21 protein-coding genes are annotated in these 25,216 nt (G+C 53.8%); 12 read left to right on the forward strand and 9 right to left on the reverse strand.

What is annotated here, in order from left to right:
- Positions 1–20: 20 nt before the first annotated feature.
- Positions 21–1,052 (reverse strand): pyruvate dehydrogenase (acetyl-transferring) E1 component subunit alpha, encoded by a 1,032-nt coding sequence (pdhA, locus tag H6G13_RS06930; protein ID WP_190482416.1) that lies wholly within the window; start codon positions 1,050–1,052, stop codon positions 21–23.
- A gap of 399 nt (positions 1,053–1,451) precedes the next feature.
- Between pdhA and H6G13_RS06935 the strand changes: the two genes are divergently transcribed.
- The 8 genes from H6G13_RS06935 to H6G13_RS06970 all read left to right on the forward strand — a co-directional run bounded on the left by H6G13_RS06935 (position 1,452) and on the right by H6G13_RS06970 (position 11,002).
- Complete coding sequence (locus H6G13_RS06935; RefSeq protein WP_190482417.1) at positions 1,452–3,782, forward strand: IMS domain-containing protein; 2,331 nt, start codon at positions 1,452–1,454, stop codon at positions 3,780–3,782.
- Between the two features lie 210 nt (positions 3,783–3,992).
- Entirely contained in the window at positions 3,993–4,598 is a 606-nt protein-coding gene (locus tag H6G13_RS06940) for a DUF3038 domain-containing protein (RefSeq protein ID WP_190482418.1), read from the forward strand.
- Positions 4,595–6,064: a DUF4335 domain-containing protein gene (locus tag H6G13_RS06945; RefSeq protein WP_190482419.1), complete on the forward strand. Its 1,470-nt coding sequence runs from the start codon at positions 4,595–4,597 to the stop codon at positions 6,062–6,064. Before H6G13_RS06940 ends, H6G13_RS06945 begins: the two co-directional genes overlap by 4 nt.
- 164 nt (positions 6,065–6,228) lie before the next feature.
- Positions 6,229–7,161: an OmpA family protein gene (locus tag H6G13_RS06950; RefSeq protein ID WP_190482420.1), complete on the forward strand. Its 933-nt coding sequence runs from the start codon at positions 6,229–6,231 to the stop codon at positions 7,159–7,161.
- 95 nt (positions 7,162–7,256) lie between these two features.
- Entirely contained in the window at positions 7,257–8,261 is a 1,005-nt protein-coding gene (gene fmt, locus H6G13_RS06955; protein ID WP_190482421.1) for a methionyl-tRNA formyltransferase, read from the forward strand.
- A gap of 204 nt (positions 8,262–8,465) precedes the next feature.
- The gene (gntT, locus tag H6G13_RS06960) at positions 8,466–9,821 is read left to right on the forward strand and encodes a guanitoxin biosynthesis MATE family efflux transporter GntT (protein WP_190482422.1); all 1,356 of its coding nucleotides are present in this window, start codon (positions 8,466–8,468) and stop codon (positions 9,819–9,821) included.
- A 386-nt stretch (positions 9,822–10,207) separates the two neighbouring features.
- Positions 10,208–10,447, forward strand: a complete 240-nt coding sequence (locus tag H6G13_RS06965; protein WP_190482423.1) for a high light inducible protein — start codon at positions 10,208–10,210, stop codon at positions 10,445–10,447.
- Between the two features lie 84 nt (positions 10,448–10,531).
- The gene (locus H6G13_RS06970) at positions 10,532–11,002 is read left to right on the forward strand and encodes a DUF4383 domain-containing protein (RefSeq protein WP_190482424.1); all 471 of its coding nucleotides are present in this window, start codon (positions 10,532–10,534) and stop codon (positions 11,000–11,002) included.
- 251 nt (positions 11,003–11,253) lie between these two features.
- On the opposite strand, the gene H6G13_RS06975 is transcribed toward H6G13_RS06970, so the two are convergent.
- The 3 genes from H6G13_RS06975 to H6G13_RS06985 all read right to left on the reverse strand — a co-directional run bounded on the left by H6G13_RS06975 (position 11,254) and on the right by H6G13_RS06985 (position 13,241).
- On the reverse strand, positions 11,254–11,805 hold the full coding sequence (locus H6G13_RS06975; RefSeq protein ID WP_190482425.1) for a late competence development ComFB family protein: 552 nt from the start codon (positions 11,803–11,805) through the stop codon (positions 11,254–11,256).
- 197 nt (positions 11,806–12,002) lie between these two features.
- Positions 12,003–12,914 (reverse strand): M23 family metallopeptidase, encoded by a 912-nt coding sequence (locus tag H6G13_RS06980; RefSeq protein WP_190482426.1) that lies wholly within the window; start codon positions 12,912–12,914, stop codon positions 12,003–12,005.
- 114 nt (positions 12,915–13,028) lie between these two features.
- Positions 13,029–13,241 carry an RNA-binding protein hfq gene (locus H6G13_RS06985; protein ID WP_190482427.1) on the reverse strand — a complete coding sequence of 71 codons (213 nt, stop codon included), beginning with the start codon at positions 13,239–13,241 and terminating at the stop codon, positions 13,029–13,031.
- Positions 13,242–13,471: 230 nt separating this feature from the next.
- On the opposite strand from H6G13_RS06985, the gene dapF reads away from it, so the two are divergent.
- Complete coding sequence (gene dapF, locus H6G13_RS06990; protein ID WP_190482428.1) at positions 13,472–14,317, forward strand: diaminopimelate epimerase; 846 nt, start codon at positions 13,472–13,474, stop codon at positions 14,315–14,317.
- 3 nt (positions 14,318–14,320) lie between these two features.
- Here the strand turns inward: dapF and H6G13_RS06995 are convergent, their stop codons facing one another.
- Positions 14,321–14,605 carry a DUF3288 family protein gene (locus tag H6G13_RS06995; RefSeq protein WP_190482429.1) on the reverse strand — a complete coding sequence of 95 codons (285 nt, stop codon included), beginning with the start codon at positions 14,603–14,605 and terminating at the stop codon, positions 14,321–14,323.
- A 208-nt stretch (positions 14,606–14,813) separates the two neighbouring features.
- On the opposite strand from H6G13_RS06995, the gene dacB reads away from it, so the two are divergent.
- Both dacB and H6G13_RS07005 read left to right on the forward strand, forming a co-directional pair.
- Positions 14,814–16,298 carry a D-alanyl-D-alanine carboxypeptidase/D-alanyl-D-alanine-endopeptidase gene (gene dacB, locus H6G13_RS07000; protein ID WP_190482430.1) on the forward strand — a complete coding sequence of 495 codons (1,485 nt, stop codon included), beginning with the start codon at positions 14,814–14,816 and terminating at the stop codon, positions 16,296–16,298.
- A gap of 295 nt (positions 16,299–16,593) precedes the next feature.
- Positions 16,594–19,839, forward strand: a complete 3,246-nt coding sequence (locus tag H6G13_RS07005; protein ID WP_190482431.1) for a glycoside hydrolase family 15 protein — start codon at positions 16,594–16,596, stop codon at positions 19,837–19,839.
- 77 nt (positions 19,840–19,916) lie between these two features.
- On the opposite strand, the gene H6G13_RS07010 is transcribed toward H6G13_RS07005, so the two are convergent.
- The 3 genes from H6G13_RS07010 to H6G13_RS07020 all read right to left on the reverse strand — a co-directional run bounded on the left by H6G13_RS07010 (position 19,917) and on the right by H6G13_RS07020 (position 22,328).
- A complete protein-coding gene (locus H6G13_RS07010) occupies positions 19,917–20,450 on the reverse strand; it encodes a dihydrofolate reductase family protein (RefSeq protein ID WP_347277440.1) in 534 nt (177 codons plus the stop codon).
- 71 nt (positions 20,451–20,521) lie between these two features.
- Entirely contained in the window at positions 20,522–21,232 is a 711-nt protein-coding gene (locus H6G13_RS07015; RefSeq protein ID WP_190482433.1) for a hypothetical protein, read from the reverse strand.
- A gap of 265 nt (positions 21,233–21,497) precedes the next feature.
- Positions 21,498–22,328 (reverse strand): class I SAM-dependent methyltransferase, encoded by an 831-nt coding sequence (locus H6G13_RS07020; RefSeq protein ID WP_190482434.1) that lies wholly within the window; start codon positions 22,326–22,328, stop codon positions 21,498–21,500.
- 258 nt (positions 22,329–22,586) lie between these two features.
- Here H6G13_RS07020 and H6G13_RS07025 point away from each other — a divergent pair, with 258 nt between their 5' ends.
- The gene (locus H6G13_RS07025) at positions 22,587–23,975 is read left to right on the forward strand and encodes a HAMP domain-containing sensor histidine kinase (RefSeq protein ID WP_190482435.1); all 1,389 of its coding nucleotides are present in this window, start codon (positions 22,587–22,589) and stop codon (positions 23,973–23,975) included.
- Here H6G13_RS07025 and H6G13_RS07030 read toward each other — a convergent pair.
- A complete protein-coding gene (locus H6G13_RS07030) occupies positions 23,959–25,026 on the reverse strand; it encodes a DUF389 domain-containing protein (RefSeq protein WP_190482436.1) in 1,068 nt (355 codons plus the stop codon). The two genes, H6G13_RS07025 and H6G13_RS07030, sit on opposite strands and share 17 nt — an antisense overlap.
- Positions 25,027–25,216: the final 190 nt, after the last annotated feature.

Here is a 25,216-nt window from a genome sequence, read left to right on the forward strand (position 1 = left end):
CAACTGCCGCCAAAGGCTCCCTAGGCGTTTTCAGCAAAGATATCCCGGTAAAGGTCTTCAGGACTGGGCTCCGGGCTTTCTTCAGCAAAGACCACTGCCGCATCAATGGTTTCTTGAATGCGCTGCCGAACCGACTTTAGAGTTTCCTCATCAGCTAGGTTTTGCTCCAGCAAACAGACCTCAAACCGCTTGAGCGGATCGCGGGCTAGCCAAGCTTCTTTTTCAGCTTTGGAGCGCAGCTCGTCGGGGTCGGCCAAAGAGTGGCCCCGGAAGCGGTAGGTCAAACATTCAATCAACGTTGGGCCTTCCCCAGCGCGGGCACGGGCAACAGCCTTTTGGGCCACTTCCCGCACTGCTAGCACATCCATGCCGTCCACTTCTACGCCAGGCATGCCAAAAACGCTGGCCTTGCGGTAGATCTCAGGCTGAGAGGTAGCTCGTTCGTGGGCCATGCCAATTGCCCACTTATTGTTTTCAACCACAAATAAAATAGGCAGCTTCCAGAGAGCAGCCATGTTAAGGCACTCAAAAAACTGGCCATTGTTAGTGGTGCCGTCACCAAAGAAGCAGGCAGTGACCTGATCAGCCCCAGCATCGCCCATCGCGTCTCGGCGGTAGCGCGATTGAAAAGCTGCGCCTAGCGCAACTGGAATACCTTCTCCAATGAAGGCAAACCCGCCTAACATATTGTGCTCTGCCGAGAACAGGTGCATAGAGCCGCCTCGGCCTCTGCTACAGCCAGTTTCCTTACCAAATAGCTCGGCCATTACGTTGCGAGCAGGCACCCCGGCGCTCAGAGCATGGACGTGATCTCGGTAAGTGCTGCAAACAAAATCATCGGGACGCATGGCTTTGATTACACCCGTAGAAACGGCTTCTTGACCGTTATAAAGGTGAACAAACCCGAACATTTTGCCCCGGTAGTACATCTCGGCGCACTTGTCTTCAAAATAGCGGCCAAGCACCATATCTTCGTAGAGCATCAGCCCTTCTGCCTGCGTCAGCGGGACTGATGCCGCGTGAAATGCTGGTAGTGTCCTTTCCTGAACCATGGGTTTGCTGAGTCCTAAGCCGCAATGTCCAATTTTTGACTATAGCGAAAAGGTCGTCCAACTGATCAGCCTGTACGACAGTCCTCGTCAGACCCCATTAGACTGTAGCTCCAGACTTTAACATTGCTAGAGCAGATCAATTCCTGATTCTGATCTTGAATATTCTGAACAAACAGGCCGAGTTGAGCGAATTGAATCTACTCATTCTAATATGATGGGTTGATGAAATCTGACGGTAAGCTGGTCAGGACTGGAACCAACCCAGCTAAGGCTAGGCTGAAACAGGGTAGCATCTGACAACCATTGCAAAAAAAATTGCAAAAGATGAAATCGTTCGCGCATCCGTTGCAAGCCTTTTTGGATACTATTCGATTGAATTCACTGGTGGGGATTTGAGCTGTGCGAATTCCGTTGGACTACTACCGTATTCTGGGGTTGCCGATTCAGGCGACGGCGGACCAGCTAAAGCAGGCCCATCGCGATCGCACCCTGCAGCTGCCCCGTAGAGAGTATTCCGAAATTGCCATCGATGCCCGCAAGCAGCTGATCGATGAAGCCTACGCAGTGCTTTCCCAGGAGGGCTCGCGGAAAGACTACGACAGCAGGTTCCTGGCCAAAGCCTATGCCTCAGAAGATCCAGCCCTGCCCCCCGAGCCCCAGCCCAGCCCAGCGGAGGTCAGTGTCAACGCTGGGGAAGAGGCACTGCGCGCACTGGCTTCAGATCCGGCTGTCCCCGAGGCCCCCTACACCCCCACCATCGAAATTGACGACAGCCAGTTCGTAGGAGCCCTGCTGATCTTGCTGGAACTTGGAGAATACGAATTGGTCATCCGCTTAGGGCGACCTTATTTATCCAGCGGCTCCCGACACCTCGAAAATCCCCTTGGCGACCCTAAAGCAGCCCTAGCCGATACAGTTCTGACGCTAGCTCTAGCCTGCCTGGAGCTAGGCCGGGAGCAGTGGCAGCAGCGCCAGTACGAAATTGCCGCCGAGTCGCTTGAAACTGGGCATGAGTTACTCATTCGAGAAAACCTCTTTCCCGTCATTCGAGCAGAAATTCAGACCGAACTTTATAAGCTGCGGCCCTACCGAATTCTAGAGCTGCTGGCTCGCCCCCTAGACCAAGCCCGAGAGCGGCGGCAGGGCCTCCAGCTGCTGCAGAGCATGCTGCAAGACCGGGGCGGTATAGAAGGAACCGACGATGACCTCTCTGGCCTGACGATTGACGACTTTTTGCGCTTTATTCAGCAGCTGCGCGACTATCTAACCGCCTCCGAACAGCAGGAGCTTTTCGAAGCAGAGGCGCGCCGCCCCTCTGCCGTAGCGACTTATCTAACGGTCTACGCCTTGCTCGCTCGAGGGTTTGCCCGGCATCAACCGGCTCTGGTGCGGCGGGCCAAACAGCTCCTAATGCGAGTTGCAGCTCAGCAAGATGTGCATCTTGAGCAGGCCGTTTGCGCCTTGCTGCTGGGGCAAACCCAGGAAGCCAGCCAGGCCCTAGAGCTAAGCCAAGAATATGAGCCACTGGCCTTTATTCGCGAGCATTCCCAAGCCGCTCCTGACTTGCTACCTGGCCTGTGCCTGTATGCAGAGCGCTGGCTTAAGGATGAAGTTTTTCCCCACTTCCGAGATCTGCGAGAGCAGCAAACAGCGCTCAAGGAGTACTTTGCAGACCCGCAGGTACAGGCTTACTTAGAAGCCATGCCCGCCGACAGCCCCAACAGCCCAACAGCCTCCTTTCCCCAATGGCGGCAGCAGAATAAAGCTGCTGCTGAGCCTGCCCCAGTCATGGCTCAAGACCCCCCGGTACAGCTTCGCCAGCCTGCTAATTCGAGTCTCAAGGCAGAACCGAGCCGAAAATTTGAGAATCCCTTTGCAGGGTTAGGGCGCGCAGCAGAACCGCCGTTGCCATCAGAGATGGGAGAGCCCGCTGCAGCTCTCTCTATTGCCGAGCGGGTAGCGCAGCTCTCCCCCGAAGGCCGTTTAGAGGCTCCCTCCGGGCCAAAAGGTCCAGCCCCGCAAAATAACCATAACGACCACAATGGTCGCAGTCGTAATGGCCGCAAACAGCCCACGATTGTCAAACCCGCAGGGGAGGCAAGCCCACCACCGCCGATAGAGGAGCGGCGGCAGCCCGGTGCTCGGATTCCGCGCTGGGATCGGCTGGCTTTGCTGTTTTTGGCCGGGCTGTTGGGTATGGGGGCATTAGGCTTTTTGACGACCCGCGCCTTTGGCCTCATGGCAGATATCTTTGGCGGCCCTAAAGTGCAGGGGCAACCTCTGGCTATTGGCGTGACCGCACCTGCTATTGAGATTCCGCCTGCTCCCACCGAGGCTGAGCAAATCGGAGTTGAGGAAATTGCTGAAAGGGCAATCGAAGGTTGGCTGACCGCCAAGCGAGAGGCGTTGGGCGCTGACCACCAAGCTGATAGTTTACGAACGGTCTTGGCCGACCCAGCTCTGACGCAATGGGAGCGCCGAGCCAGAGAAGCTAGACAGTCAAACTGGTACTGGGAGTATGAGCACGCAGTTGAAGTGAAATCAGTAGAGCCGAGAGATCCCTCTGCGGATGCCCTGCGGGCTACGGCCACGGTAACTGAAACAGGTCGTTATTTCGAGCAAGGCATTGAAAACGACTCTGCCTCCTACGAAGACACCCTCACCATGCAGTACGACCTCGTGCGCCAGGACGGGGATTGGCGCATCAAGGGCATGACCAAAGTGAACTAGAAAACCCTCTTTGCTTGAATTGAGGTGAGCTGATAGAGATAGCCCCAACAGTTTTCTGATTTGCTTTCTCAAAATTGCCCCTAACTAAAGACGTAGGTTATTAAAGGGGTTTGCCATAATGGACTTTTGGCTGTTAGGTTCGGCCATCCCTCCGCTAAAGAGGGCATAAACCGTGTTTTGATAGTATCTGTTTGAGTAAGCTTGAGCGTAATGCAAGTAGATAGCCCACCAGTCCCCTCCCAGCCGTTGATTTTAGAGGCTTTGCCCGACCCGGACTTGCCCAAGGAGGAATGCCCTCGTCGGGCGCGGGTACAGCTTGACCTCTTGCTGTTGGCGATTGAGGCCCTAGATTTGGGAGGGTCGGAGGCAATGCTAGTAGCTGCTCGTGAACTCGATCTGCAGAATATTGTTCGGGGACGCGTACATCTATGGCTCCTGCGAGGCACCAACCCTATGCGCCGCTACAGCCAGCGCCGCCCCCTGAGCTTTGCTGAAGCCAAAGCGCTCGCTATCATTACCTGCTCTCTAGCTCGACGGCTTACTGTGCTGATCCGACAGCTGCTCCTGGGGTATCAGCAGCTAAGTGACAAGCATCTGTCTTTGGAGCACCACTTTCGCCTGAGCGACTACCTGACTCGGTTTCGCAGCCATTTTCGCTCTCGGATGAATCCTAGCCGGGCTGGGGTGATTGCCTACACCACTGATGAAAAACTAGACGAACTGGCTATGAGCTTGCTCTCACAACTGCTGCTGTGTACCGGAGCTCAGGGCACAAAGCGGCTCTGGACTAGTCTGTTTGATGGAGAGGCCGTATGACCATCCAGCGCCAGTACAGCTTGCCTAACTGCAGCTTAATCTTGGAAGGGTTGAGCACTGATGGAGACACTGGATTAGCTCCGATGTCTGTGCTCCTCAATGTAGAGTGCCACCTACCAGGGGCTGCTGCCGGGCCTTTGACGGGCGGACGAGAGTTTTTAGACAACCTTGTGGTAGCGGTCAGCAGCTACGCCCAACGACTGCTTAGCGGCATTGCCCCACCTATGCAGCGATTAGAACACCCGCCGCTGGTGGAATTGAAGCCAGGGGAAGGGCCTTACCACCACCTCATCGTTCGCAGCGACAAATCGTCTGATAGCAACACCCCAGCAAACGACACCAGCGTCACAGCGCCTCTAGACATCAGGCTCAGTACAGTTCAGTTTTATGACCTGATGGAAGCTGTAGATCAGCTTTTGACCGACGCCCAGACGCTACCGGATCTGGCACTGGCCCTAAAGCCAGTCTCTCGTCGGTTGGTCAAGCCTGCCGAACCGGTTGCCAAACGGGTAGCGCCAGCAGTAATTGGTGCTTCGACGTTGGCCGCTGCCGCCCTAGCCCTATTCTTTGTGCCATTACCAGAGTTTGAGCCAAGGCCGTCTTCAGGGGCCTCGGTGACAGAACCGACAACTGCGGCAGCCGGGACAACCCCTGATACCCCGCCTACCCCGCCCGATGAGCCAGCAACTGAAACCCCGCCGGAGACAGGGCCTGAATCTGGGGCTGCAGCTCCTGCAGCGGCTGGCTCCGCCGTAACAGGGCCGGTAGCAAGGTCAGCAGAGAATGCACCTGAAATTACCGATGCGGATGCAGTTGAAGAGCTAGGGCAGGATCTCGCTGAGCAGCTCCAGGATGAGTGGGCTCTCGACTCACTACCTGCCGAGGATTGGCGGTATGAGGTGACTGTTTCTCAAGACGGCGATATTTTAGGCTACATTAGCCGCAACGATGCAGCTCTGGCTAATGATGAAGCGACTCCTCTGCCGCAGCTGCTGTTTCGACCGCCCAACCCAACTGCCCCCATCACTGAACCGGTAGCTCGATTTATTACTCGCTTTACGTCAGGGGGAGAGGTGGTAGTTGAACCGGCCCCATCAAGCTCACTCAAAACCAGTGAAGCGACTGTAGTAGGTGGGGCGAGGCCCCTAGACCCAGAGATTGCCAATCCCATCCGAGATGGCCGCCAGATAGAGACGCTCAACGCTGACCTGCGTCGCACCATCAGCAGTAACCGCAAATCCACACGCTTCCCAGAGCCTGTGACCTATCGGGTACGGCTGAATGAGGCTGGCGATATTGTTGGGTTTGTGGCAGTTGATTCAGCGGCAGGCGCGGCCGTAGATCAAACTCCTCTGCCTGATCTAACCACCGCAGGCCAAGCGAACTCGCCTCAGTCTGACTTTATGGTAGTTTTTACCGAGGATGGGACTGTCCAGGTTAGCCCCTGGAATGGCTGGCCTGATTGATTTGATTGAAGCACCTCTGCCTGAGTTTTTTGTAAGGTTACCTGCACCCAGATATGTCTGAGTCTCCTTCGAACGAATTTCCTCAGGGGTCAGGAGTTTCTCCCGATGGGGTTAGGGTTGCCCCAAATCCTATCCCTCCAGCTAAACCAGCTAGGCGGGGGCCCTTGTCTGGGCTGGCAGCTCTATGGACTTTGACGGTGCGGCTAGCATTGTTGGGGGTGGGGGTAAGCCTGGGCTGGTTAGCTGGCGTGTTAGCAGCCCAACTTTTGCCTAGCCCTAATCTTTCGGAGCCACCTTTTCAAGAAGTGGCGATGCGGCACTCTAGCCGAGTAGTGCGTAAGGTGCGGCAACTCCCTCAGTGGTGGACCGAGGATTTGACTCTTACCTCTGCGATCGCAACCTCGCCGCTGCCTGATGTGGCCTCCCCGCCTCCGGCACAGACGGCCCCACCGCCTGCCACCCCCAACTTAGATGCCGTGGAGCAAGAAGCGATCGCATCGGAGCTATCAGCCCTGGGAACTGAGCTAGGAGCGCTAGACAATCGCCTAGCTGACCTAGAGACAAAACTAGGAGAGCCCGTGTCGGATGCCCCGCTGGAGTCTCGCCTGCAGCGGCTAAATCGCAGCCTGCCGGGGACAGCGGCTCCAGATCCGGCTGCTAACAGCCCTGAGGCTCCCACCGCAGGCGATTCGGCTGCCCCAGCTGGAGTCCCAACACCAGACATAGATCCCCTGTTTCAGTTGGCCCGCGATCGCGTCACGCTGCCCAGTTCTTTGCTCTTTATGCCCGGTCAGGCAATCTTGACCCCCAGTGCTGAGCGCATTCTCGACACCCTGCTAGCGGATTTGAGCCGCTACCCCGGCGCAACTCTGGTGGTCGGCAGCCACAGTGACAGTTCTGGGTCTGCTGAAGATTATCGAGATTTGACCTTTCGGCAGGCGCTGGCGGTGCAGCAATATCTAGAGTCTCGCATGGGGGAAGGCTATCGCTGGGTGCCGGTGGGCTACGGCCAAACCCGCCCGCTCATTGCCGGTACCTCACAGGCTGAGCAGCAGCGCAACCAGCGCATTGAAATTGCCATTGTGCCCCGGCGCTAAGGAAGACCTAGCCAGGGCTGGTAAGGGCTCTTCACAGGCTACCAGCGTAGCGCCTAACCTGGGGTTTAATGGTGAGGAACGTTGTGAGCCTGGTTATGCGGATTGTTTTTTTTGGCACGCCCCAGTTTGCTGTGCCCAGTTTAGAGCGGTTCCTGAGCCACCCCGAGTTTGAGGTGGTGGGGGTAGTAACTCAACCGGACAAGCGGCGCGGGCGCGGCGGGCAGGTGATGCCTTCACCCGTCAAGCAGGTGGCGCTGACGGCGGGTTGCCGCCTCTGGCAGCCAAAGCGAATCAAAAAAGACGAAGCCGTTTTGGCGGAGCTGGAAGCGGTTGGGGCAGATGCCTTTGTGGTCATCGCCTACGGCCAAATCCTGTCGCCACGCATTCTAGCCATGCCCCGACTCGGGTGTATCAACGCCCACGGATCTCTGTTGCCAGCCTACCGAGGCGCGGCCCCCATCCAGTGGAGCCTCTACAACGGAGAGAGTGAGACGGGTGTTACCACCATGCTTATGGATGAAGGCATGGATACTGGCCCCATGCTGCTGAAGTCGAGGGCTCCCCTTGACCTGATGGACACGGCCCTTGATTTGGCCCAGGTTTTGGCGGCCCAAAGTGCAGACTTGCTGGTAGACACGCTGCAGCAGCTTCAGGCTGGAACCGTAACGGCAGTGCCTCAGCCCGATGAGCAGGCTACTTATGCGCCGCTGATTCAGAAGGAAGACTATGCGCTGGACTGGAGCCGCAGTGCGATCGCACTACACAATCAAGTGCGAGGCTTTTACCCCAACTGCAGCACCCTATTTCGCGGCGAGCCTTTGAAGATCACCGCCACCGCGCCCCTAGAAGAGTTTACCTGGCCCCAACTGCCCGAAATTTTGATTCGGCTCCAGTCTACGGTCGAAGCCATTCAGCTAACGGCCGCTTCGGCTCAACCGGGAGAAGTAGTGGGCCTATTAAAGGGGCAAGGACCGCTGATTCAGACTGGAGAAGGGCTGCTGCTGCTGCTGCAGGTTCAGCCCCAAGGCAAGCGGGCTCAAAGTGGGGCAGATTTTGTCAACGGCAGCCGCTTAGAAATTAGTGAACGGCTCGGCCAGTAAAAGCGTTATGCACTGCCATGTGCTTGCCACCACTATCAGGGTAGCTCTGCGATCGCACCTAAAAATATCTTGACTGCCTGCTAATTCTTTGAGTTATCCGGCCAAGCCCATTAGGATAAGAAGTGAATTTCTGTTAAGACCTGCTCCTTGATTAGTGGCAGTGTCTTAAAGCATGTTCCAACTAAGTTGTCCTGGCCGAATCGAATGGTGCTTGCCTTACCTGATCAGTACAGATTTTTGCCTCGTTTCTTGCGATTATCGGCGGTCAGCGTGCTCTCCAATATGATGGTGCCTCTCGCGGGTCTGGTTGATACGGCCTTTCTAGGGCATTTAGCCGATATTCGGCACCTAGCTGGCGTGATTTTGGCATCGATTTTGTTTGACTACCTCTACCGAGTGCTCAAGTTTTTACGCTCAAGCACCAATGCTCTGACTGCTCAGGCAGCAGGGCAAGAATATACCAAAGGTGTGCTGCTGGCGGGGCTTAGAAGCGGCCTGATGGCGCTGCTGATTGGCCTAGCAATCTTGCTGCTGCAGTACCCCCTGCAAAAAGTTGGGTTTGCCATCCTAAGCGGCACAACGGAAGTAGAAGCATCGGGTCTGGACTATTTCTATGGCCGCATCTGGGGAGCCCCTGCCGTCTTGCTCAACTTTGTGCTGATCGGCTGGTTTTTAGGCCGAGAGATGAACTGGGTCGTTTTGATCATCTCAGTACTGGGCAACGGCTCTAACGTGCTGCTGGACTACCTGATGATTTTTCAGTGGGGTTGGGCCAGCACGGGGGCAGGGCTAGCTACCGCTGCCAGCCAGTACTTATCTTTGCTAGCAGGTCTGGGGGCCGTGTGTTTCACGGTTCGCGGCTCTGATGTGAGGGCTGCCCTCAAGGAGGTTTTGGACTGGCAATCGCTCAGAGAAACGGTGGCCCTCAAAGGCAATCTATTGGTCCGGTTTTTGGTGCTGATCTCGACCTACGCCATTTTCACCAACCTCAGCTCATCGTTGGGCACCACGACCCTGGCTCAAAACGGTCTGCTGCTGCAGATTGCCCTGCTCAGTCAGTTCACAGTTCAAGGGGTAGGCATGACAACTCAGACCCTGACTGGCAGCTTTAAGGGCAAGGGAGAAACTCAGCTAATGATGCCGCTACTGAGAGTTGCGATCGCAGCCGCCCTGCCCATCGCCCTAGGGTTTGCCCTGGGAGCAATCCTCTTTCCAGACCTCGTGTTTGGGCTGCTTACAAACCATACCGAAATCAATGCCCAGATTAGCGATTACGTGGGTTGGCTGTTGCCCCTGCTCGTTATTACAGCAGTCGCTTTTATGATAGAGGGCTACTTTATTGGTATGAAGCAGGGCAAAGCACTCCGCAACGCTGTCTTAATTGCGTTTGGCTTGGGGTTTGGGCCGCTAGCGGTAGCCGCTGAATACGTCCAGAGCAACCACCTGCTCTGGCTGTCGCTAGTGGGTTACGTAACCGTGTTAGGAACTATCCTGGCAATTCAGATTCCCAGCACGCTCGATCTGGAGCTACCCAAAGAAACCCCTGTTCCCAGTGCTTGAGCTACTGATTAAAATCCATAGCTGCTGAGGCCGCGCTCCTCAGTTGATGCATGTACATGCTGTAGCGCCCATAGTTAGGGATCAAGCACTAATCTCCTTAAATTTCCGTTAAAAGCCACATTAATTGCCGGATTCTTCAGCAATTCCAAATTAGGTAATAGACGATTTTAATCGCCTATTACTTAATTTGTCTTGACCACGAAAAAGTGAGCAGGTTGAGCAACAAAAACGTTTCTTCAACTTGTTTTACTAGTTCACAAAGTGAGCAAGTTGAGCAGTAAAAACCTTCCTTAGGCAGACCCCCTCAGTTGCCCTAAAGATAGACCAATTAAGCCAGCCAAGCTAATAGCATGAAATGTATTAAGGCGAGATTGAGAGTTTACCTCATGCAACAAATTAAAGAGACCAAGCAGGCTGCACAACAAGCCCCGATCGACAATTCAACTAGTCTTCCTCGCACTGCCAAGGCTTATAACGGCTACGACCGCAACGCCTGGATTTTTGGCTGGAACCCTCAGCAAGAGCTGTGGAACGGCCGTCTAGCAATGATCGGCTTCTCAGCCTATCTTCTCTGGGATTGGGCAGGCTACAGCGTACTGCGCGACGTACTACACCTAGTGCGGTAGAAAATTTCTTTTTCCCCCCAACTCAATTTCTTTGAGTAGTTTGTGAACTGATTTTGTGTGAAAGAGAAAAGGAGATTTTAAAGAATGCGTAGTCCTTCTGTCGATGCTGCTATGGATAGTCAGGTTCGTACCTGCGCCCTAATTTTGGGTATTTTGTCCCTATTCTTGGGAATAGCAGGTTTTGTACCTGGCCTAGTATCCTTACCGGCAGGCCACGATTATTACCTGGGTAACGGGTATCTGTTTGGTATTTTCCCCACCAACTATTTCCATAATGGCATTGGTGTTTTAGTGGGTCTTTGGGGCATTGCCGCGTTCACTAGCTTAAGCGGCTCTATTGTCTTCAACCGGATCTTTGCGATTATTTATGGTGCTCAGGCCATTTTGGGCCTATTACCCTTTACCAACACCTTCTTTGGCACGATGCCTCTGTTTGGTAACAATGTCTGGTTGAGCGTTATTTTGGCTGGCGTTGCATTCTACTTTGGCTATATCAAATCTGATGCAACTATTCTCCAGCAGGGCTCTGGAATTCCCCTTTCTAATAGCCTGTAAGACCTTGTAGTAGCCCTTTAGGGCCAACCCCCTTGGGCAAACATTAAGGGCTTTTGCTTCCTTTGTAATCGGCAAGCAAAAGCCCTTAATGCTGGCTATAGAGATAGAAAGTCCTCTGAAACGTTTGTTTCAGAGGACTATTTGCTGTGGTTTAGCACCTGCAAGGAAGGATTGAGTACCCCCTGAGTGAGCAGCAACACTTGAACTCTGTTGAGGCTGCTTGGAGTAACCAGAATGAAGGCCTGCTAAAGCTAGCTGCTTTGGTGAGCCGGTTCAAACTTGTGAGCGTAGTCTTGCAGCAGAGAGCTAACCTGACCGAGGACATCGTCTCCAACGGGCTTTTTCCGGATGCTCTGGCGCTCGGGGTAGAAGTCAGGGCGATCCATGTTGCGAGAAATTGCTTCTTTAACCTGGGCAGAAATCAGGTCAGACACTTCGCCCTTGGCCTTTTCTCGCTGATAGCTGGCTCCTTCTTCGGTTGTCGCATAGAGGGGCGGCAGCCGGTTTAAGGCGTAGGCTGCCACATCTCCCAAATCAAGAGTGGCGTCAGTAGTGGCCTCGATTTCAGCAACTCGCGCAATGGCCTCGGTCAGAACCAGCTCTTCCATCACGTTGATGAACTGCTTGCGAGGAACGGCGACAACTTCGCCAGTTAGAAGAGCACCCATGAGCCGATCCAGGGACATGTACTCTTCAATCGACAGTTCAGAGGCGGTATCACAGATGCGGCCAACTTCGGCTTCCATAGCCGGAGTTAGGTAGCCGTCCTGAAGGGCCTGTTCAACAATTTTTTCGATACTCATTGGGCTAATCGCTCCATTAGGGTGCTATGGATTAACAGCCAGCTTTTGGGGGCTGCAGGTTGTCCTTAGTGTCGTTGCCACTGGATCTAGTGTGCCCGGAGCCATCATCAAAGAGCACAAACTTTACCAGGACTTCGCACAGATGAGCGGAAAACAAGGAACTTCTCAGCTAGGTGCCCCGGCTACTCATGCACCTGCTACTCAATACCACTATTGCGCCAGGGAACCGGATCAACGGAGACGCCATTTACATAGAGGCCCCAGTGCAGATTAGGGCCAGTGGCAAAGCCTGTGTCTCCCATTGCCCCGATCTGCTGACCTGGCTGCACAAAATCGCCTTCCCTGACATCAATGCGGGAAAGGTGAATCATAACGCTAGCAACGCCCTGGCCGTGGTCAATGCCAATAGTGTTGCCGTTGAGGGTAAAGCCATCTTGAACTCGGCCTACTAGGGCAACGCGACCAGCGGCAGGAGCCAGAATAGGAGAGCCTGTGCCGTCAGCGTAATCAACGCCTCGGTGGTAGTAATCTTGGGCAAATTCACCGTTGTAGTAGCGGCGAATGCCGTACTCAGAGCTGACTCTACCTCGGTTAGGGCGGCTCATAGGGCCATTCCAGAATTTGGTGGGAGTGCGCAGGGCCTTTAGCTCGTCCATGCGGCGAAATTCGTAGTCGGTGCCTTCCAGGCCAGCGCGCGAGGGAGAAAGGGTAATACGCTGCACCGGGAAGCTGCGGTTGCGTAAATCTACAGCTAGGTTGCGCGTTTCTTCTTGACCGCTGACCTGAATGGCAAGACGTCCGGGCTGATCGAGGGGGCTAGTGGGCACTAGGGCTCGAAAGCGGTTGCCGGGTAAGGCGTAGGTGGGATAGCTTTGGCCTTTGACTGTGACCACGGGAGAGGGGCCAGTGCGGGCCGGTTGAACCAAGACAGCAAGGGTATCTCCTAGCTGGGGACTGGTGGGCGTGATCTGCACTTCGTAGGCGTGGGCCGGGGAGCGCAGGGCTGCGACTAGGGTGATGAGCGCGATCGCAACTATTCCCAAAGAACCCTGCCGCCACAGCCTGCCAGAATGTGCCCAGGTGCTTTGGATGGTTGAAAAGACCTTCATAGGCTGATTAGTGGCTGATCAGTGTAGGTGTGTGAGGCATTGTTAGCCCCGAAGGTAGCACTAACTCTCGGGGGATTGTATTAATAAATTCTGCGCTGCGATTTTGCTGGGCCTTTACTGGGGCTTGAGGTATGCGATCGCATGGAACCAGATCTGCACGACAGCGCCATCGGCGGTAGAGACAGCAATACACTGCGGGTCTTGCCAACGCAGTTGACCGCTGATGAGATCGCCTGTCATCAGCTTGACTTCAATGTTCTGCTTGGTGCGGAGCAGGTTTTGGATTTGTCGAGTGCTGGGTAACCCTGTATCGAGTTCTGTTGTCATGATTTGGTGAGTACTTACGGGCCAATTGGCGGTAGGGCTTCAACTCTAGCCCCAATTTCAGGCAGTTGCCAACCGCACCATACCCCAATAATTTACTCCTCACTGCCCAGTAATTAGCTGCAAACTTCACCTGTGGATTCAAGCTAACTGTGCCTATGTTCCTGCGCCCTTACCCCTAAAATGAGAATCTGGCAGTGAAGAGTTTGGCGAAGCAAGAGAGCGCATAACCGATGGAGTTTACCAAGTATCACGGTCTAGGCAACGACTTTATTTTGATCGATAACCGCCATCAGAGCGAGCCTGTCTTGACCGCTGAAGATGCCGTTTTGTGGTGCGATCGCCACTTTGGCATTGGCGCAGACGGGGTGATCTTTGCCCTGCCTGGTCAAAGCGGCACCGACTACACCATGCGTATCTTCAACTCCGATGGCTCAGAGCCAGAGATGTGCGGCAACGGCATTCGCTGTCTAGCCCAGTTTATCGGAGACTTGGAGGCCTCTGACGGCAATGCCGCAACGCTGCCCTACGCTTACCGCATCCACACGTTGGCAGGCACCATTACCCCAGAACTGCAGACCAATGGACAAGTAACAGTGGACATGGGTCAGCCTTACCTGCTGGCCGGAGAAATTCCTACGACACTAGCCGCTGCTGACGAGAAAGTGGTCAGCCAGTCTCTAATCGTGGCAGATCGAACCTGGGAGGTGACCTGTGTCAGCATGGGCAATCCTCACTGCATTACCTTCGTTGATGATGTAGCCGCCATTCCTCTAGAAGCCCTAGGGCCTCAGTTTGAGCATCACAGCGTTTTCCCTAAGCGCATTAACACCGAATTTATCCAGGTTGTGCGCCGTGATTATCTCAAGATGCGGGTGTGGGAACGCGGAGCTGGCATCACCCTAGCCTGCGGCACTGGGGCCTGCGCCTCGCTTGTGGCAGGTGTGCTGACAGGACGGTGCGATCGCAAAGCCACTCTGGAACTCCCCGGCGGCCCACTGCAAATCGAATGGTCAGAAACCAACAACCGCGTCTATATGACTGGTCCAGCTGAAAAAGTGTTTGCCGGTTCTAGATAGCGGCTAACTCCAATCCTCTCGCCCCCGTCCCAGCCCTTTGTAAACATCGGCCTGCTGGTGAATTTCACGAGTCTTTTCGTAAAGGGCAGCTTCAGTCAGGCCCCAGTTGCTTAAAGCTTTTTCCAGGTCTTTCTGGATGTCGTGGGCACCGGGGAAGCCTTTGTAACGAATGATCATGCGGCCCAGTTCGGCCAGGTTGTAGTCCGAAGGTTCGCCGTTGAGGATCTGGCTAACGGTCTGGCGATCGGTGCGGTACTGGGGGTGCTGCTGTTCCTTTTGCTCGGCCATAGGGGTTGGTTTTAGCGCAATGCGGTTTAACGCTCTTTAGTGTAAGACACCGATTTGCCTACGCTAACCTAGGTCGCTGAAAGAGTAAAATCCGTTTAGTCAACAGACCGGGGGAGAGAATTTGCAGCAGCTACAGGGCCTATAGCGGTTTTCAGATCAGTAAGTTACAGGCCAGGTTGGATGGCGTGGATGGTTGGATGGGTGGCGAATGCAAGCGAAAGTGGCTGTAAAGGATTTTGCCGAGTTGAGAAGGCATTGGTGCTGGGGGCTAGGCGGCATGATTGGGTTTTGGGGTGCGATCGCAGCCCTCCCTGCCCAGGCAGGTATCTGTGTCTCAGAACTGGCAGGGGCGCTAGATGCGATCGCAACTCAGCCATCCCTCCAGTCGGCTCGGGTGGGCGTCTATGTGGAGACTCAGGGCGAGGCTGCCGATCGCCAGGTTTTATATGCCCGTAATGCCCAGCAGTTCTTTATCCCTGCCTCCAATGTCAAGCTGCTGACGACCGCCGCTGCGCTGGATTTTCTAGGCCCCGACTATCGCATTCGCACTTCGGTTTACGGCGAGGCTGCAGCGGTGACCGATCTGCGAGTCGTCGGTCGGGGCGACCCTAGCTTGACCCGCGAAGATTTAGTTAACTTGGCCCAGCAAATCGCCCAGTCGGGTGTGCGCCAGGTCAGCACGCTGACCGGGGATGATAGCTACTTTTCCGGGTCGCCGGTCAATCCCAACTGGGAGTGGGAAGATGTGCAGGCGGGCTATGGGGCTCCGGTGAATAGTTTGATTAGCGATCGCAACGCCATTAACCTGAGCCTGGTGCCCCAAATGATCGGCCAACCACTTCAGGTTGTCTGGGATATTCCCACCCCAGCCAGCTCCTGGCGCGTCGTCAACCAATCTCGCACTGTGGCTCCAGGCGAAGCGGAATTTGTCAGCGTGGGGCGAGATTTAGGTCAGCCCGTCTTGTACGTCAGCGGGCAGCTCACGGCAGGTTCAGAGGCTGAGACAGCAGCCATCGCCATTCCCGATCCAGCGGCCTACTTTATCGACCGCTTCCGGTTGGCGCTAGAAGCACAAGGCATTGCAGTGGGGCAAACGACAGTGACCCTAGAGCCAATGACCGCACCAGCCAATGAACTTGCCTTTCACCAGTCCCCGCTGCTGGCAGAACTGCTGATACCAACCAACCGCAACAGCACGAACCTCTATGCCGAGTCTCTGCTTAAAACGCTGGGAGTCGCCTTTTCTGCACAGCGCCCTGACCAGGCAACTGAGGCAGGAATTACTGCTGTAACGGCCTTGCTGGCTCGTCTGGGTGTAAATCCTGAGGAGTTTGCGATCGCAGATGGCTCCGGCCTATCTCGCCATAACCTAGCCACACCAGCAGCCCTGGTCAACCTGCTTCAGATCATGGCCCGCCACTCCCAGTCAGCGGTTTACCGAGACTCTCTGGCCGTAGCTGGGATCAGCGGCACCCTCCGTAACCGGCTGCTAGACACTCCACTGGAGGGCAACTTCTACGGCAAAACGGGAGCAGTTAGCAGCAATGTGTCGCTTTCTGGGTACATGACTCCACCTAGCTACCAGCCTCTAGTAGTGAGTATATTGATCAACAACGCTAACCAGAGAGCAAGCGTTCTGCGTCAAATCATCGACGAGATGCTGTTGACCCTGGCTCAGCTCGAAGACTGCTAGACCCATTGACTTGCTTCTGCACAATTTTCGCTGCAACCCTGAGGCTCTGTCTATTCTGTTGCTACAGGGCTAAAGCTGAATTTCGCGCCGTCATGAGTTCCGGTCGTTGCACCCAAAGTGTAGCCGGGAACACTTCAAGAAATAAGTCAGCCTATCAAGTTGAATTTAGAACTGTTTTGAGCCATATCTGATTACTGAAGAAGTGGCTTGCTAAAGATCTATAATCGCAGAACTCTTTAAGATTTTTTTAAGACTGACCTCTAAAGCCGTTTAACTGCCTCTCGTTTATCGCGCTATGGCTCTTACGTCTCTCCAGCACCAGCTCGACGACTATTATCAACAAGTTCACTCTGTTATCCTGTCTCGGCAAAACCCGGTAACAGGGCTTTTGCCAGCCAGTACAGCGGTCAATGTGCACGGCAACTACACCGATGCCTGGGTCCGCGACAACGTCTACAGCATTTTGGCAGTGTGGGGGCTGGCCCTGGCCTATCGCAAGATTGACGAAGACTCAGGCCGCACTTACGAACTTGAGCAAAGCGTTGTCAAGCTCATGCGAGGTTTGCTGTTTGCCATGATGCAGCAGGCCCACAAAGTAGAGCGGTTTAAGGAAAATCAAAATCCTCTAGAAGCCCTCCACGCCAAGTACGATACGACAACCGGCAGCACCGTCGTAGCCGACGACGCTTGGGGCCATCTCCAGCTCGACGCCACCTCGCTTTACCTGCTAATGCTGGCCCAGATGACGGCTTCTGGACTGCAGATCGTCTTCACCCAAGACGAGGTCAACTTCGTTCAAAACCTGGTCTACTACATTGGCCGGGCCTATAGAACGCCGGACTACGGCATTTGGGAACGCGGCAACAAGCTCAACCACGGCAAGCCTGAGCTCAATGCCAGCTCTGTCGGGATGGCAAAAGCGGCCCTAGAAGCCATGCAGGGCCTTAACCTGTTCGGCATTCGCGGCGGACAGTCCTCGGTAATTCACGTTTTGCCTGATGAGATCGCCCGCAGCCGCATCACGCTAGAGTCACTGTTGCCTAGAGAATCGGGCTCCAAAGAGGTGGACTCGGCCCTGCTCAGCATGATTGGGTTTCCGGCTTTTGCAGTAGATTCTCCCGAGCTAACTGAGCGCACCCGGCTCAAAATTATTGACAAGCTGCAGGGCCAATACGGCTGCAAGCGATTTTTGCGGGATGGACATCAAACCATTAGCGAAGATATCACCCGGCTGCACTACGAGCGGGAGGAACTGCAGCAGTTTGAGCACATCGAATGTGAGTGGCCGCTCTTTTTTACCTATCTGTGGATCGACAGCCTATTTCGCAACAGCCCTCAGCAGATCGAGTTTTACGAGGAGCGGCTAAAGGCCCTCACGGTTGACCGAGATGGCGTTGGCCTATTGCCCGAACTCTACTACGTGCCTGCAGATTCTCTAGAGGCAGAGCGGCTCAGCCCCGGCAGTCAAGCCCGTCTGCCTAATGACAATGTGCCCTTAGTTTGGGCGCAGAGCCTTTACTTTCTAGGGCAGTTTTTGCGGGATGGGCTCCTGCAGCCCGGCGACATAGACCCGTTGGGCCGCCATGGAACGGTTCGAGAACCGCGTCTGCCGATTGTGCAGATTGCCTTGCTGTCCGAAGATCGGGCGCTGCAGGCAGAGTTAGAGACCTACGGCATTTCCACTCAGGTCTTAGATGAGCTAGCGCCAGTTCAAGTTTTTCCAGCGGGCGAACTGTCGGCCATTTATGCCGAGATTGGCCGCAACAGCAAGTTGGGGTTGAGTGGTCGCCCAACCCGTCGGCTTCGCAGCCTCACGACTTCGCGAATTTTCCGCATCCAGGGCAACGGCGCAGTCTTTCTTCCCTCATTTCTGGACCAGCAGCAGTTTTACTTAACGCTGGACTACCACTTCCTGGTCTCTCAGATTCGCAGCGAAATTGCCTACATCCATGACCACTGGCGCGAACCGGGTCGGCCCACCCTAACGCTGATGCTGACCCACACCATGTTTCAGTTGGGGCACAAGCCTATTCACGAGTCGCCTTTGCTGGCGTTGATTCAAGAACTGAGGTCGGGCCACTGTGACCATGTGTCGGTCAAGGTTAGCCCGCTGTCTCAGCTAATAATGACTTCTGGAATTGAGCGGATTGACAATGCTAATCACTACCAGCTAGGCACTGCAGCAGTAGGGTATGCGCCTCTAATTACCAGCTATTTAGCTTTTAACCCAGACCACACGGGTCCGCTGAGCATTCTAGAAGAGTTTGACCTGGAGCGGGAAACGGATCTCAGTCGGCTTTTAGCCGCCCTGCAACAGTCCGACAACCTCTATGAGCAGATTGAGCTGCTAAGTACTTTAAAGCGCCTCAAAGGACTGACGTTTGACACGGGTATAGGTGACCCTGGTCATCTGGTGACTGTGGAAGTGCTGCTGGATGAAATCTATGCCAAGGCAGGCAGAAATGAGTGCTGGTCGATTCTGCGCCGAGCTTCAGGCCTGCTGAACAAGGCCGACATTTCCCTATCTGATGCAGTGACGGAAATCTTGGTGCGGCAGAAGCAGATCTCGGTGGGCAAAGCCTACAGTGATGCTTCTCTGATGACAGAGCCGATGTCTCATCACGAAATTGTGGAGAAGATCAAGACGTTTTGCGGCGAGGATGAGCGAGACTCGGTGCTGACTCAGGAAATTTTGGTGTACTTGAGCGTATTAATTAAAACCGAACCTCGGCTGTTTGATGGCCTGATGACTCTGCGGGTCGGGTATCTGATTTTGCTGCTGACCAGTGAACTGGCGCGGGAGAAAGATTTGACCCAGGATGAAGCCTACGAGTACCTGATGTCGTTGAGCCCTTTTGAAATTAAGCAGCGCCTACGTCAGGGACTAGCTGGCTATAGCGGCCTCAACCAAACCGTCTTTCAGCGAGAGTCGCTCCACATTAAGCCCAAAGCTTCGGTCAATTGGCAGGTAATTCCTGAAGATATCGAGGGAGAGCTGGCTAATGGCGATTGGCTGCGTAAGCGGCAGATCGATGGTGAAATCAACCGCTTGCCCGAAGGGTTTTATTCCCAAGTTTGGGAGCTGCTAAAGCACTGCAAAGGGGTCGTTATTGGTAATAAGTTTGAGCGGCGCAATCGCTTGGATAGCCGGTTGATTTTGTCAGAAATGACGCCGGGAGAGCAGAACTTTGCCCGCCGCATTGACCACCTGCTAAATAAGATTCAGGCTCCGGAGTATCGCCACGTCAATGTTGAGGCGCTGCAGGAGTTGGGCGAGATCTTCAAGGTCAACCCTGACCTGTACTTTGAAGACTACGTCACTCTAGATGTGCTGGTGGGACACGCAGTGCGGATTGCTTGGCTGGATCATCGACCTGATCGGGCTAACACCTACGAGGCTGACAAGGCGTTTGCCTGGCGATCTTTTTACAGGCTGCCGCCCCGGCATTGTGCGGCTTGTTTGGCTAGGGCGCTGGAGTTCCTGACAACTCTGGGGGCAACAGAAGGAGCCACTGCTATGGACACAGATCAGGTGGCTTGAGTGTTGTGGGTGAGGTGGAGAGTGCGATCGCACCCCCCCTCCCTAGACCAGAAACTGAGTTTCTCTCAGATCAAGGGTTAGGCACGTTTTGCCACACAGTATTTACTCTGCACAAAGCCAATCTCATAGGCTTTGGTTGCCAGGTGAGTCAACTCAATGTCTTGATCCAGATTGCCAAAAAGCGATTTACCAGCCCCAAGGAGCACTGGAATCATTGTGATGGTGATTTCATCGATCAGTCCTTCACGGAGAAAGCTTTGGATCACAAGCCCCCCATCAATGTAGAGATGCTGGGCTCCATTGTCAGCAAGGTGCTCAACCAGCTTCTGTGGAGGCTCGGACGAGGCAGAAACGGTATTAGCAATTGCTGTTGGGATGGAAACTGAACCTCGGCTGAGAACTACGACCGGTTTGGAGCCATAGGGCCAGTCACCAAATGAAAGCGCTTTCTCAAAGGTGTTTCTGCCCATGACAAGGACGTCTACGGATGCGATGAAATCGTTATAGCCAAAGTCTTCGTCTGGGGGAACGCTGGCATTAGCACGATCGAGCCAGTCGAGGCTGCCATCAGCGCGAGCAATGTAACCATCAAGGCTAGTTGCAATAAACACAGAGGACTTTACGGCCACAGGGATTTTTTCCTTTCTTTGACACAAAATACAATAATTTATTGATATTAATTTTACTCTGAAGCTCTAAAAAACCGTCTTACAGGACGGCTTTGCAATATTAAAACTATTAATATGACTGCAAGAACTGCAGGCATAGTTACTTTAAGGCCGGCTGCTACCGAGGTATAAAGGCGCGGAAAAGGAAGACAAGAAGCTACATCTTGAGAGCCGCAAACCATGCGCTTCAAAAGCCTATATCCTGGAAAGTGAAAGAGCAACGAGAGTAAGCCAAGATATACCCAACCCGAGCCTATAGATAGCAAAATGGCTGCTAGATTTCGGCCTGCTTTATTTGAAGTGATGGTGCTCTGTAATGTCTGTGAAGCTGTCAGTTCTTCCTGTATTTCTGAATATTTCTGCTCATACCATTTAGAGATATTTTGACCCATTAACCAACCTGCCCACCCAGCAATTACAGAGGCCAATACAGAGTTAAAGCCAATGAAAACTGCTGAACTGGGTGTCATGGCTTTAGAAGAGAAGTACCAAGGCCCGAAGCCTAGGGCTCCTCCAGCGGCTACAGAGGCACTGATAGTTTTGGCTATCGCACGGTAGAGCCGAATATGTTGAAGTGGGTAGAAGAATAGACATGATAGTAGACTCAGCAGGAGCCCGTTAACGAGACCCAGCCCTAAACCCAATCCAGCACCAACCATGCTTGTCCAAAGGGCGAGGGTGAGATAGGCGCAGCCAAAAAGCGCACCTAGTACGCTTCCAGACATTAGCCCTATTGCTCCACTTCGTAAGACAATATATCCCGCCCACTTCAGTCTTAGAATATACTCTTGGCTTTTTGATCTGAACTCATTATTAGCCATTGCTCTTTTCTTATCAGGTATGGGGCCACTTCCCTACCGTGGCTTAGCAAGCATAACCTAAGGTACTCTTGCACCTTTGATTATGAACTACATTAACCCTTGTGTGGAAGTTAAAACGAACGGCTGCCTTGAGCCAGAACATCACTTTCAATATCATTCAAACTGCCGGTCAACATTTCTGAGCAATATGAAATGCCGATACATATGAGAGTTCAAGACTTCCACCTAGGTCAAAGACAATTCTATTTCTTAACTCTTCAAATAGAGCCTTCTTATTTTCAGACTCTAGCTTCAAATAGGGTGAGTAAGTATTCAAAAGCAACAAATATTTGTCAACTGTATAAGTTGTTTTAGATTCAATACAACCAGTCATCAGGTCTTTGAATAGACCTGAATCTGTAATCATTTCTCCTAATCCTTGCAGAATTTCCTCCTGCGTTTTCCTGTCTTCATAACGGTCAAGTGATGGAGCATGAACCTGATAAATTCCAGACAAGCCTTGATACACTTCATAGCAAGGCTGAAGTTCTTTGTTCCATAACAAAATCAAGTAACCATTTTCCTTTAAAGCTTCTGCTGCTTTTGAATATCCCACATCTGATGGTATCCAATGGAAAGAACTTGCCGCTAGAACAGCATCAAACTTCTCAGTTCCTAGTACCCATTCCTCAAAAGAAGTGTTCTGAATTTTTACATTGGGGTACTGCTCACAGTTTTGTTGGGCTAATTGATAAAAATCCGGGTTGGGTTCTAAACACAACATCGGAAATTCCAATTGAGCGAATGCTACTGTTGCCGTTGCTGGGCCGCATCCCACTTCAAGAATTTTCGAGTTAGGCTTGAGTTGAGCAAGCTCTACAACCTGACAAATTAACTCTTGGGGATAACGGGGTCTTGCTTGGTTATAAGCCTCTGCTGCTGGAGAATACCAATTTTTTCGCTGCTCTAGATTCCTAGCAGAGTAGCCGCTTATTACTTTTTTTAAGTTTTTGTAGTCCATTTGTGCGAGTTGCTCACTCTAATTGATAACTTTAGGATGCTGCTCCAACCAATGACTGAAGCAACCTAATAACTTAGTATGCGGAAACTTTTGGCCTAGCATTCTAGCTGGGATAAACCGATAGCTTCTGTAGCGCCATTCTCTGCAAGATTGCTTTACTGCGATCGCAATGACAGATACGGGATGGGGCTCCACCTCGCCATCGCGCGTTAGAGGATTGGCTTAAAGTGGAATTGGCCTGTTTGCGTGCTTTTCTCAATGTTTCAGGCAACTCGGCGGCGGTTAGCTCTTTGGTACACAGCCGTTACGGCGGTGCTGCTGCTGCTGTTCGCCAGCGGCTTCTATTTATATGTGCGCACAACGCTGGTCGAACGGGTCGATGACACCTTGAACCACGTCGTTGAGATTGTGCAGCGATCGCTAGTGATTGAGGCGGGGGAACCGGGCGGGCGCGTGCTAACTGCCGTGGGCGTGATTGAGCCGTCTGTCCATGTCAACGTTGAGGCTAGCTTTCGAGACAATGCGCCGACTGGAGAAGACGACCACATCGACCTAGAATGGTTTGGGCCGACGGGCGATCTGCTGTGGACGACTCTGTCTGAGCCCCTGAACATTCCCCTGCACGTGAATCCGGCAGGGGAGACGGTACGGGTCAGCAATGAACAGGTGCTCCGACAGGTGACTGAGCGGGTGCAGCAAAATCATCAGGTGCTGGGCTATTTGCGGGTGAGCCATCCTTGGTTTGAGGTGACTAAGCCCAGTCGGCGGCTAATTTTGGATCTGGCCTTGGGCACTAGCCTGATGGTGGGCACGGTAGCGGGGATTGGCTGGCTGCTGTCAGGCATTGCGATCGCACCCGTGCGCGACTCCTACCAACAGCTCAAGCAGTTCACCGCAGATGCGTCTCACGAGCTGCGCAACCCAATTGCCGTGATTCAGACCAACGTGCAGGTCGCCTTGGCCGATCCCGAACCGGATGTGGCAACTCAGCAAAGTCAGCTTCAGGTGATTGAGCGGCTGACCCGGCGGCTAGGGCGACTGGTGGATGATCTGCTGTTTCTCACGCGGCAAGAAAGTGGTCTGGTGCCCCTGCGGCGAGAATCTTTTGACCTGGATCTGCTGTTGGCAGAAGTGACTGAGGAGCAGCAGGTGATTGCCCAAGAGCAGGAAATCAAGCTGGACTACGGCATCTTAGCTCCGGTGGCTGTGGCTCTGAGCAAGGGAGCAGGGGCCGAAGAAGCAGAGCCGCTTGACCAAGATAAATTCACCCTGGCGGGCGATCCCGATCAAATTACCCGGCTCTTTACTAATCTAATTGGCAATGCCCTGCAGTACACACCCAAGGCGGGGCGAGTTGAGGTAACGCTACAGCCCGCTCGACAACAGGGGCAGCCTTGGCTTCAGGTGGTGGTCAAAGACACGGGGATCGGCATCACAGCGGAGGCGCTGGCCCATGTGTTTGATCGGTTTTATCGGGTCGATCCGGCCCGCAGCCGCAGCATGAATGGCGCGGCGGGATCAGGCTTGGGGCTTGCGATCGCAAAGGTCATTGTCGATAACCACAGAGGCCAGATCCGGCTAGACAGCCAGCCTGGACAAGGAACGACAGTGACTGTGCTACTACCCCGGCTTACTTTGATTGGCTAAGTTCTGGGGAAGTCGTACGAAATCGGGCAATTGGCAACACGTCTACCCTCAAATCGATCCTTTGCTCTAGCTCCGTTTCAAGCATTTGATGCAGTTGATCAATCTCAGTTTCGGTGACGGATTGGGGCATGGCCGACAGCTCAAGGTGCAGCTGCAGATAGGTCTGCTGGCGTTGAACCGATAGTCTAGTAACAGAGAAGTTGTCGTTAGTTGAAGCAGATTGCTCAACCAGGCGGTAAACCCGAGTTCGGGTACGCTGCTGCCAAGCCAAATCTCGAAACGATAGACCAAGAGGCAGGCCCAGTAGGGTCAGGGCTAGCACCGAAAGGGTGAGGCCGCGCTTGGCCCGTTCCGCTGTGCCATAGCCTTGCCAGATAAATATCAGCGCCCCGCTAAAGATGATCCCGGCGAGGTTCGTCAGCAGCATGAGAGATGCCCCCAGCGCCACATCTCGAGAGGGCAAGGCAAGGCCAATGCCGATCACGCTGAGGGGAGGCACCAGCGCCACAGAAATGGCAACCCCCGGCAGTGCGTCAGCAATGTGCCGCCGAGACTTGGCGTAAGCACCCGCTGCGCCCGCCGCCAAGGCCACCCCTAGATCGATTAATGTCGGAACGCTGCGGGCCTCAATTTCTGGGGTCAATGACGCTAGCCCCAACAAAACCGTGATCAGGCTGGCGGTGCCAATGCCCAGTACAGCCCCGGTTATCACAGAGAAGCTTGCTCGCTTGAGCAGTCGCCGATTGTTCAAGGTCATGGCAAACGCAATGGCAATGATCGGCCCCATTAAAGGCGCGATAATCATGGCCCCGATGATGGTGGCGCTGCTGTTGGCCAGAAGGCCCAGCGTGGAAATAATGACAGACAGCAGCAGCAGAATGTAGTAGTTGGGGGTGGGTTCGGCCCAGCGCCAGAGATCGCGGCTCAAACCTGCCATGAGAACTGGCTTGCTCTTGAGCCAAAACCAATCCCCGCTGTTACTTTGCGTCATCGTTCCGGCCCAACGCCGTAGGCGAACAATGCGCCGCCGCCAGGGATAGCTAAATTTCATAGGAAGTTAGGAGTAAAGAGACTGAAGAGGCAGCATGCTGGGCTAATCCCTTCCATTTGTCAAGCTCACTTCATTATTGGAGATTGCTGTCTGATGATATAAACGATGGAATATTGGCAGCTTAACGTCAGCAGCGGGGCAATCTTTCATCCAGAAGGATGTATTAAGCCACAGCAGGGAACCCGCAGCA

The sequence above is a fragment of the Pseudanabaena sp. FACHB-2040 genome (genome assembly GCF_014696715.1).
Taxonomy (GTDB): Bacteria; Cyanobacteriota; Cyanobacteriia; order Phormidesmidales; family Phormidesmidaceae; genus JACVSF01.

Coding starts and splice junctions, on each gene's coding strand:
- pdhA (WP_190482416.1), bottom strand. CDS start 1,052: ATGGTTCAGGAAAGGACACTACCAGCATTTCACGCGGCATCAGTCCCG.
- H6G13_RS06940 (WP_190482418.1), top strand. CDS start 3,993: ATGCAAGTAGATAGCCCACCAGTCCCCTCCCAGCCGTTGATTTTAGAG.
- H6G13_RS06945 (WP_190482419.1), top strand. CDS start 4,595: ATGACCATCCAGCGCCAGTACAGCTTGCCTAACTGCAGCTTAATCTTG.
- fmt (WP_190482421.1), top strand. CDS start 7,257: ATGCGGATTGTTTTTTTTGGCACGCCCCAGTTTGCTGTGCCCAGTTTA.
- gntT (WP_190482422.1), top strand. CDS start 8,466: ATGGTGCTTGCCTTACCTGATCAGTACAGATTTTTGCCTCGTTTCTTG.
- H6G13_RS06965 (WP_190482423.1), top strand. CDS start 10,208: ATGCAACAAATTAAAGAGACCAAGCAGGCTGCACAACAAGCCCCGATC.
- H6G13_RS06970 (WP_190482424.1), top strand. CDS start 10,532: ATGCGTAGTCCTTCTGTCGATGCTGCTATGGATAGTCAGGTTCGTACC.
- H6G13_RS06975 (WP_190482425.1), bottom strand. CDS start 11,805: ATGAGTATCGAAAAAATTGTTGAACAGGCCCTTCAGGACGGCTACCTA.
- H6G13_RS06980 (WP_190482426.1), bottom strand. CDS start 12,914: ATGAAGGTCTTTTCAACCATCCAAAGCACCTGGGCACATTCTGGCAGG.
- H6G13_RS06985 (WP_190482427.1), bottom strand. CDS start 13,241: ATGACAACAGAACTCGATACAGGGTTACCCAGCACTCGACAAATCCAA.
- dapF (WP_190482428.1), top strand. CDS start 13,472: ATGGAGTTTACCAAGTATCACGGTCTAGGCAACGACTTTATTTTGATC.
- H6G13_RS06995 (WP_190482429.1), bottom strand. CDS start 14,605: ATGGCCGAGCAAAAGGAACAGCAGCACCCCCAGTACCGCACCGATCGC.
- dacB (WP_190482430.1), top strand. CDS start 14,814: ATGCAAGCGAAAGTGGCTGTAAAGGATTTTGCCGAGTTGAGAAGGCAT.
- H6G13_RS07005 (WP_190482431.1), top strand. CDS start 16,594: ATGGCTCTTACGTCTCTCCAGCACCAGCTCGACGACTATTATCAACAA.
- H6G13_RS07015 (WP_190482433.1), bottom strand. CDS start 21,232: ATGTCTGGAAGCGTACTAGGTGCGCTTTTTGGCTGCGCCTATCTCACC.
- H6G13_RS07020 (WP_190482434.1), bottom strand. CDS start 22,328: ATGGACTACAAAAACTTAAAAAAAGTAATAAGCGGCTACTCTGCTAGG.
- H6G13_RS07025 (WP_190482435.1), top strand. CDS start 22,587: ATGTTTCAGGCAACTCGGCGGCGGTTAGCTCTTTGGTACACAGCCGTT.
- H6G13_RS07030 (WP_190482436.1), bottom strand. CDS start 25,026: ATGAAATTTAGCTATCCCTGGCGGCGGCGCATTGTTCGCCTACGGCGT.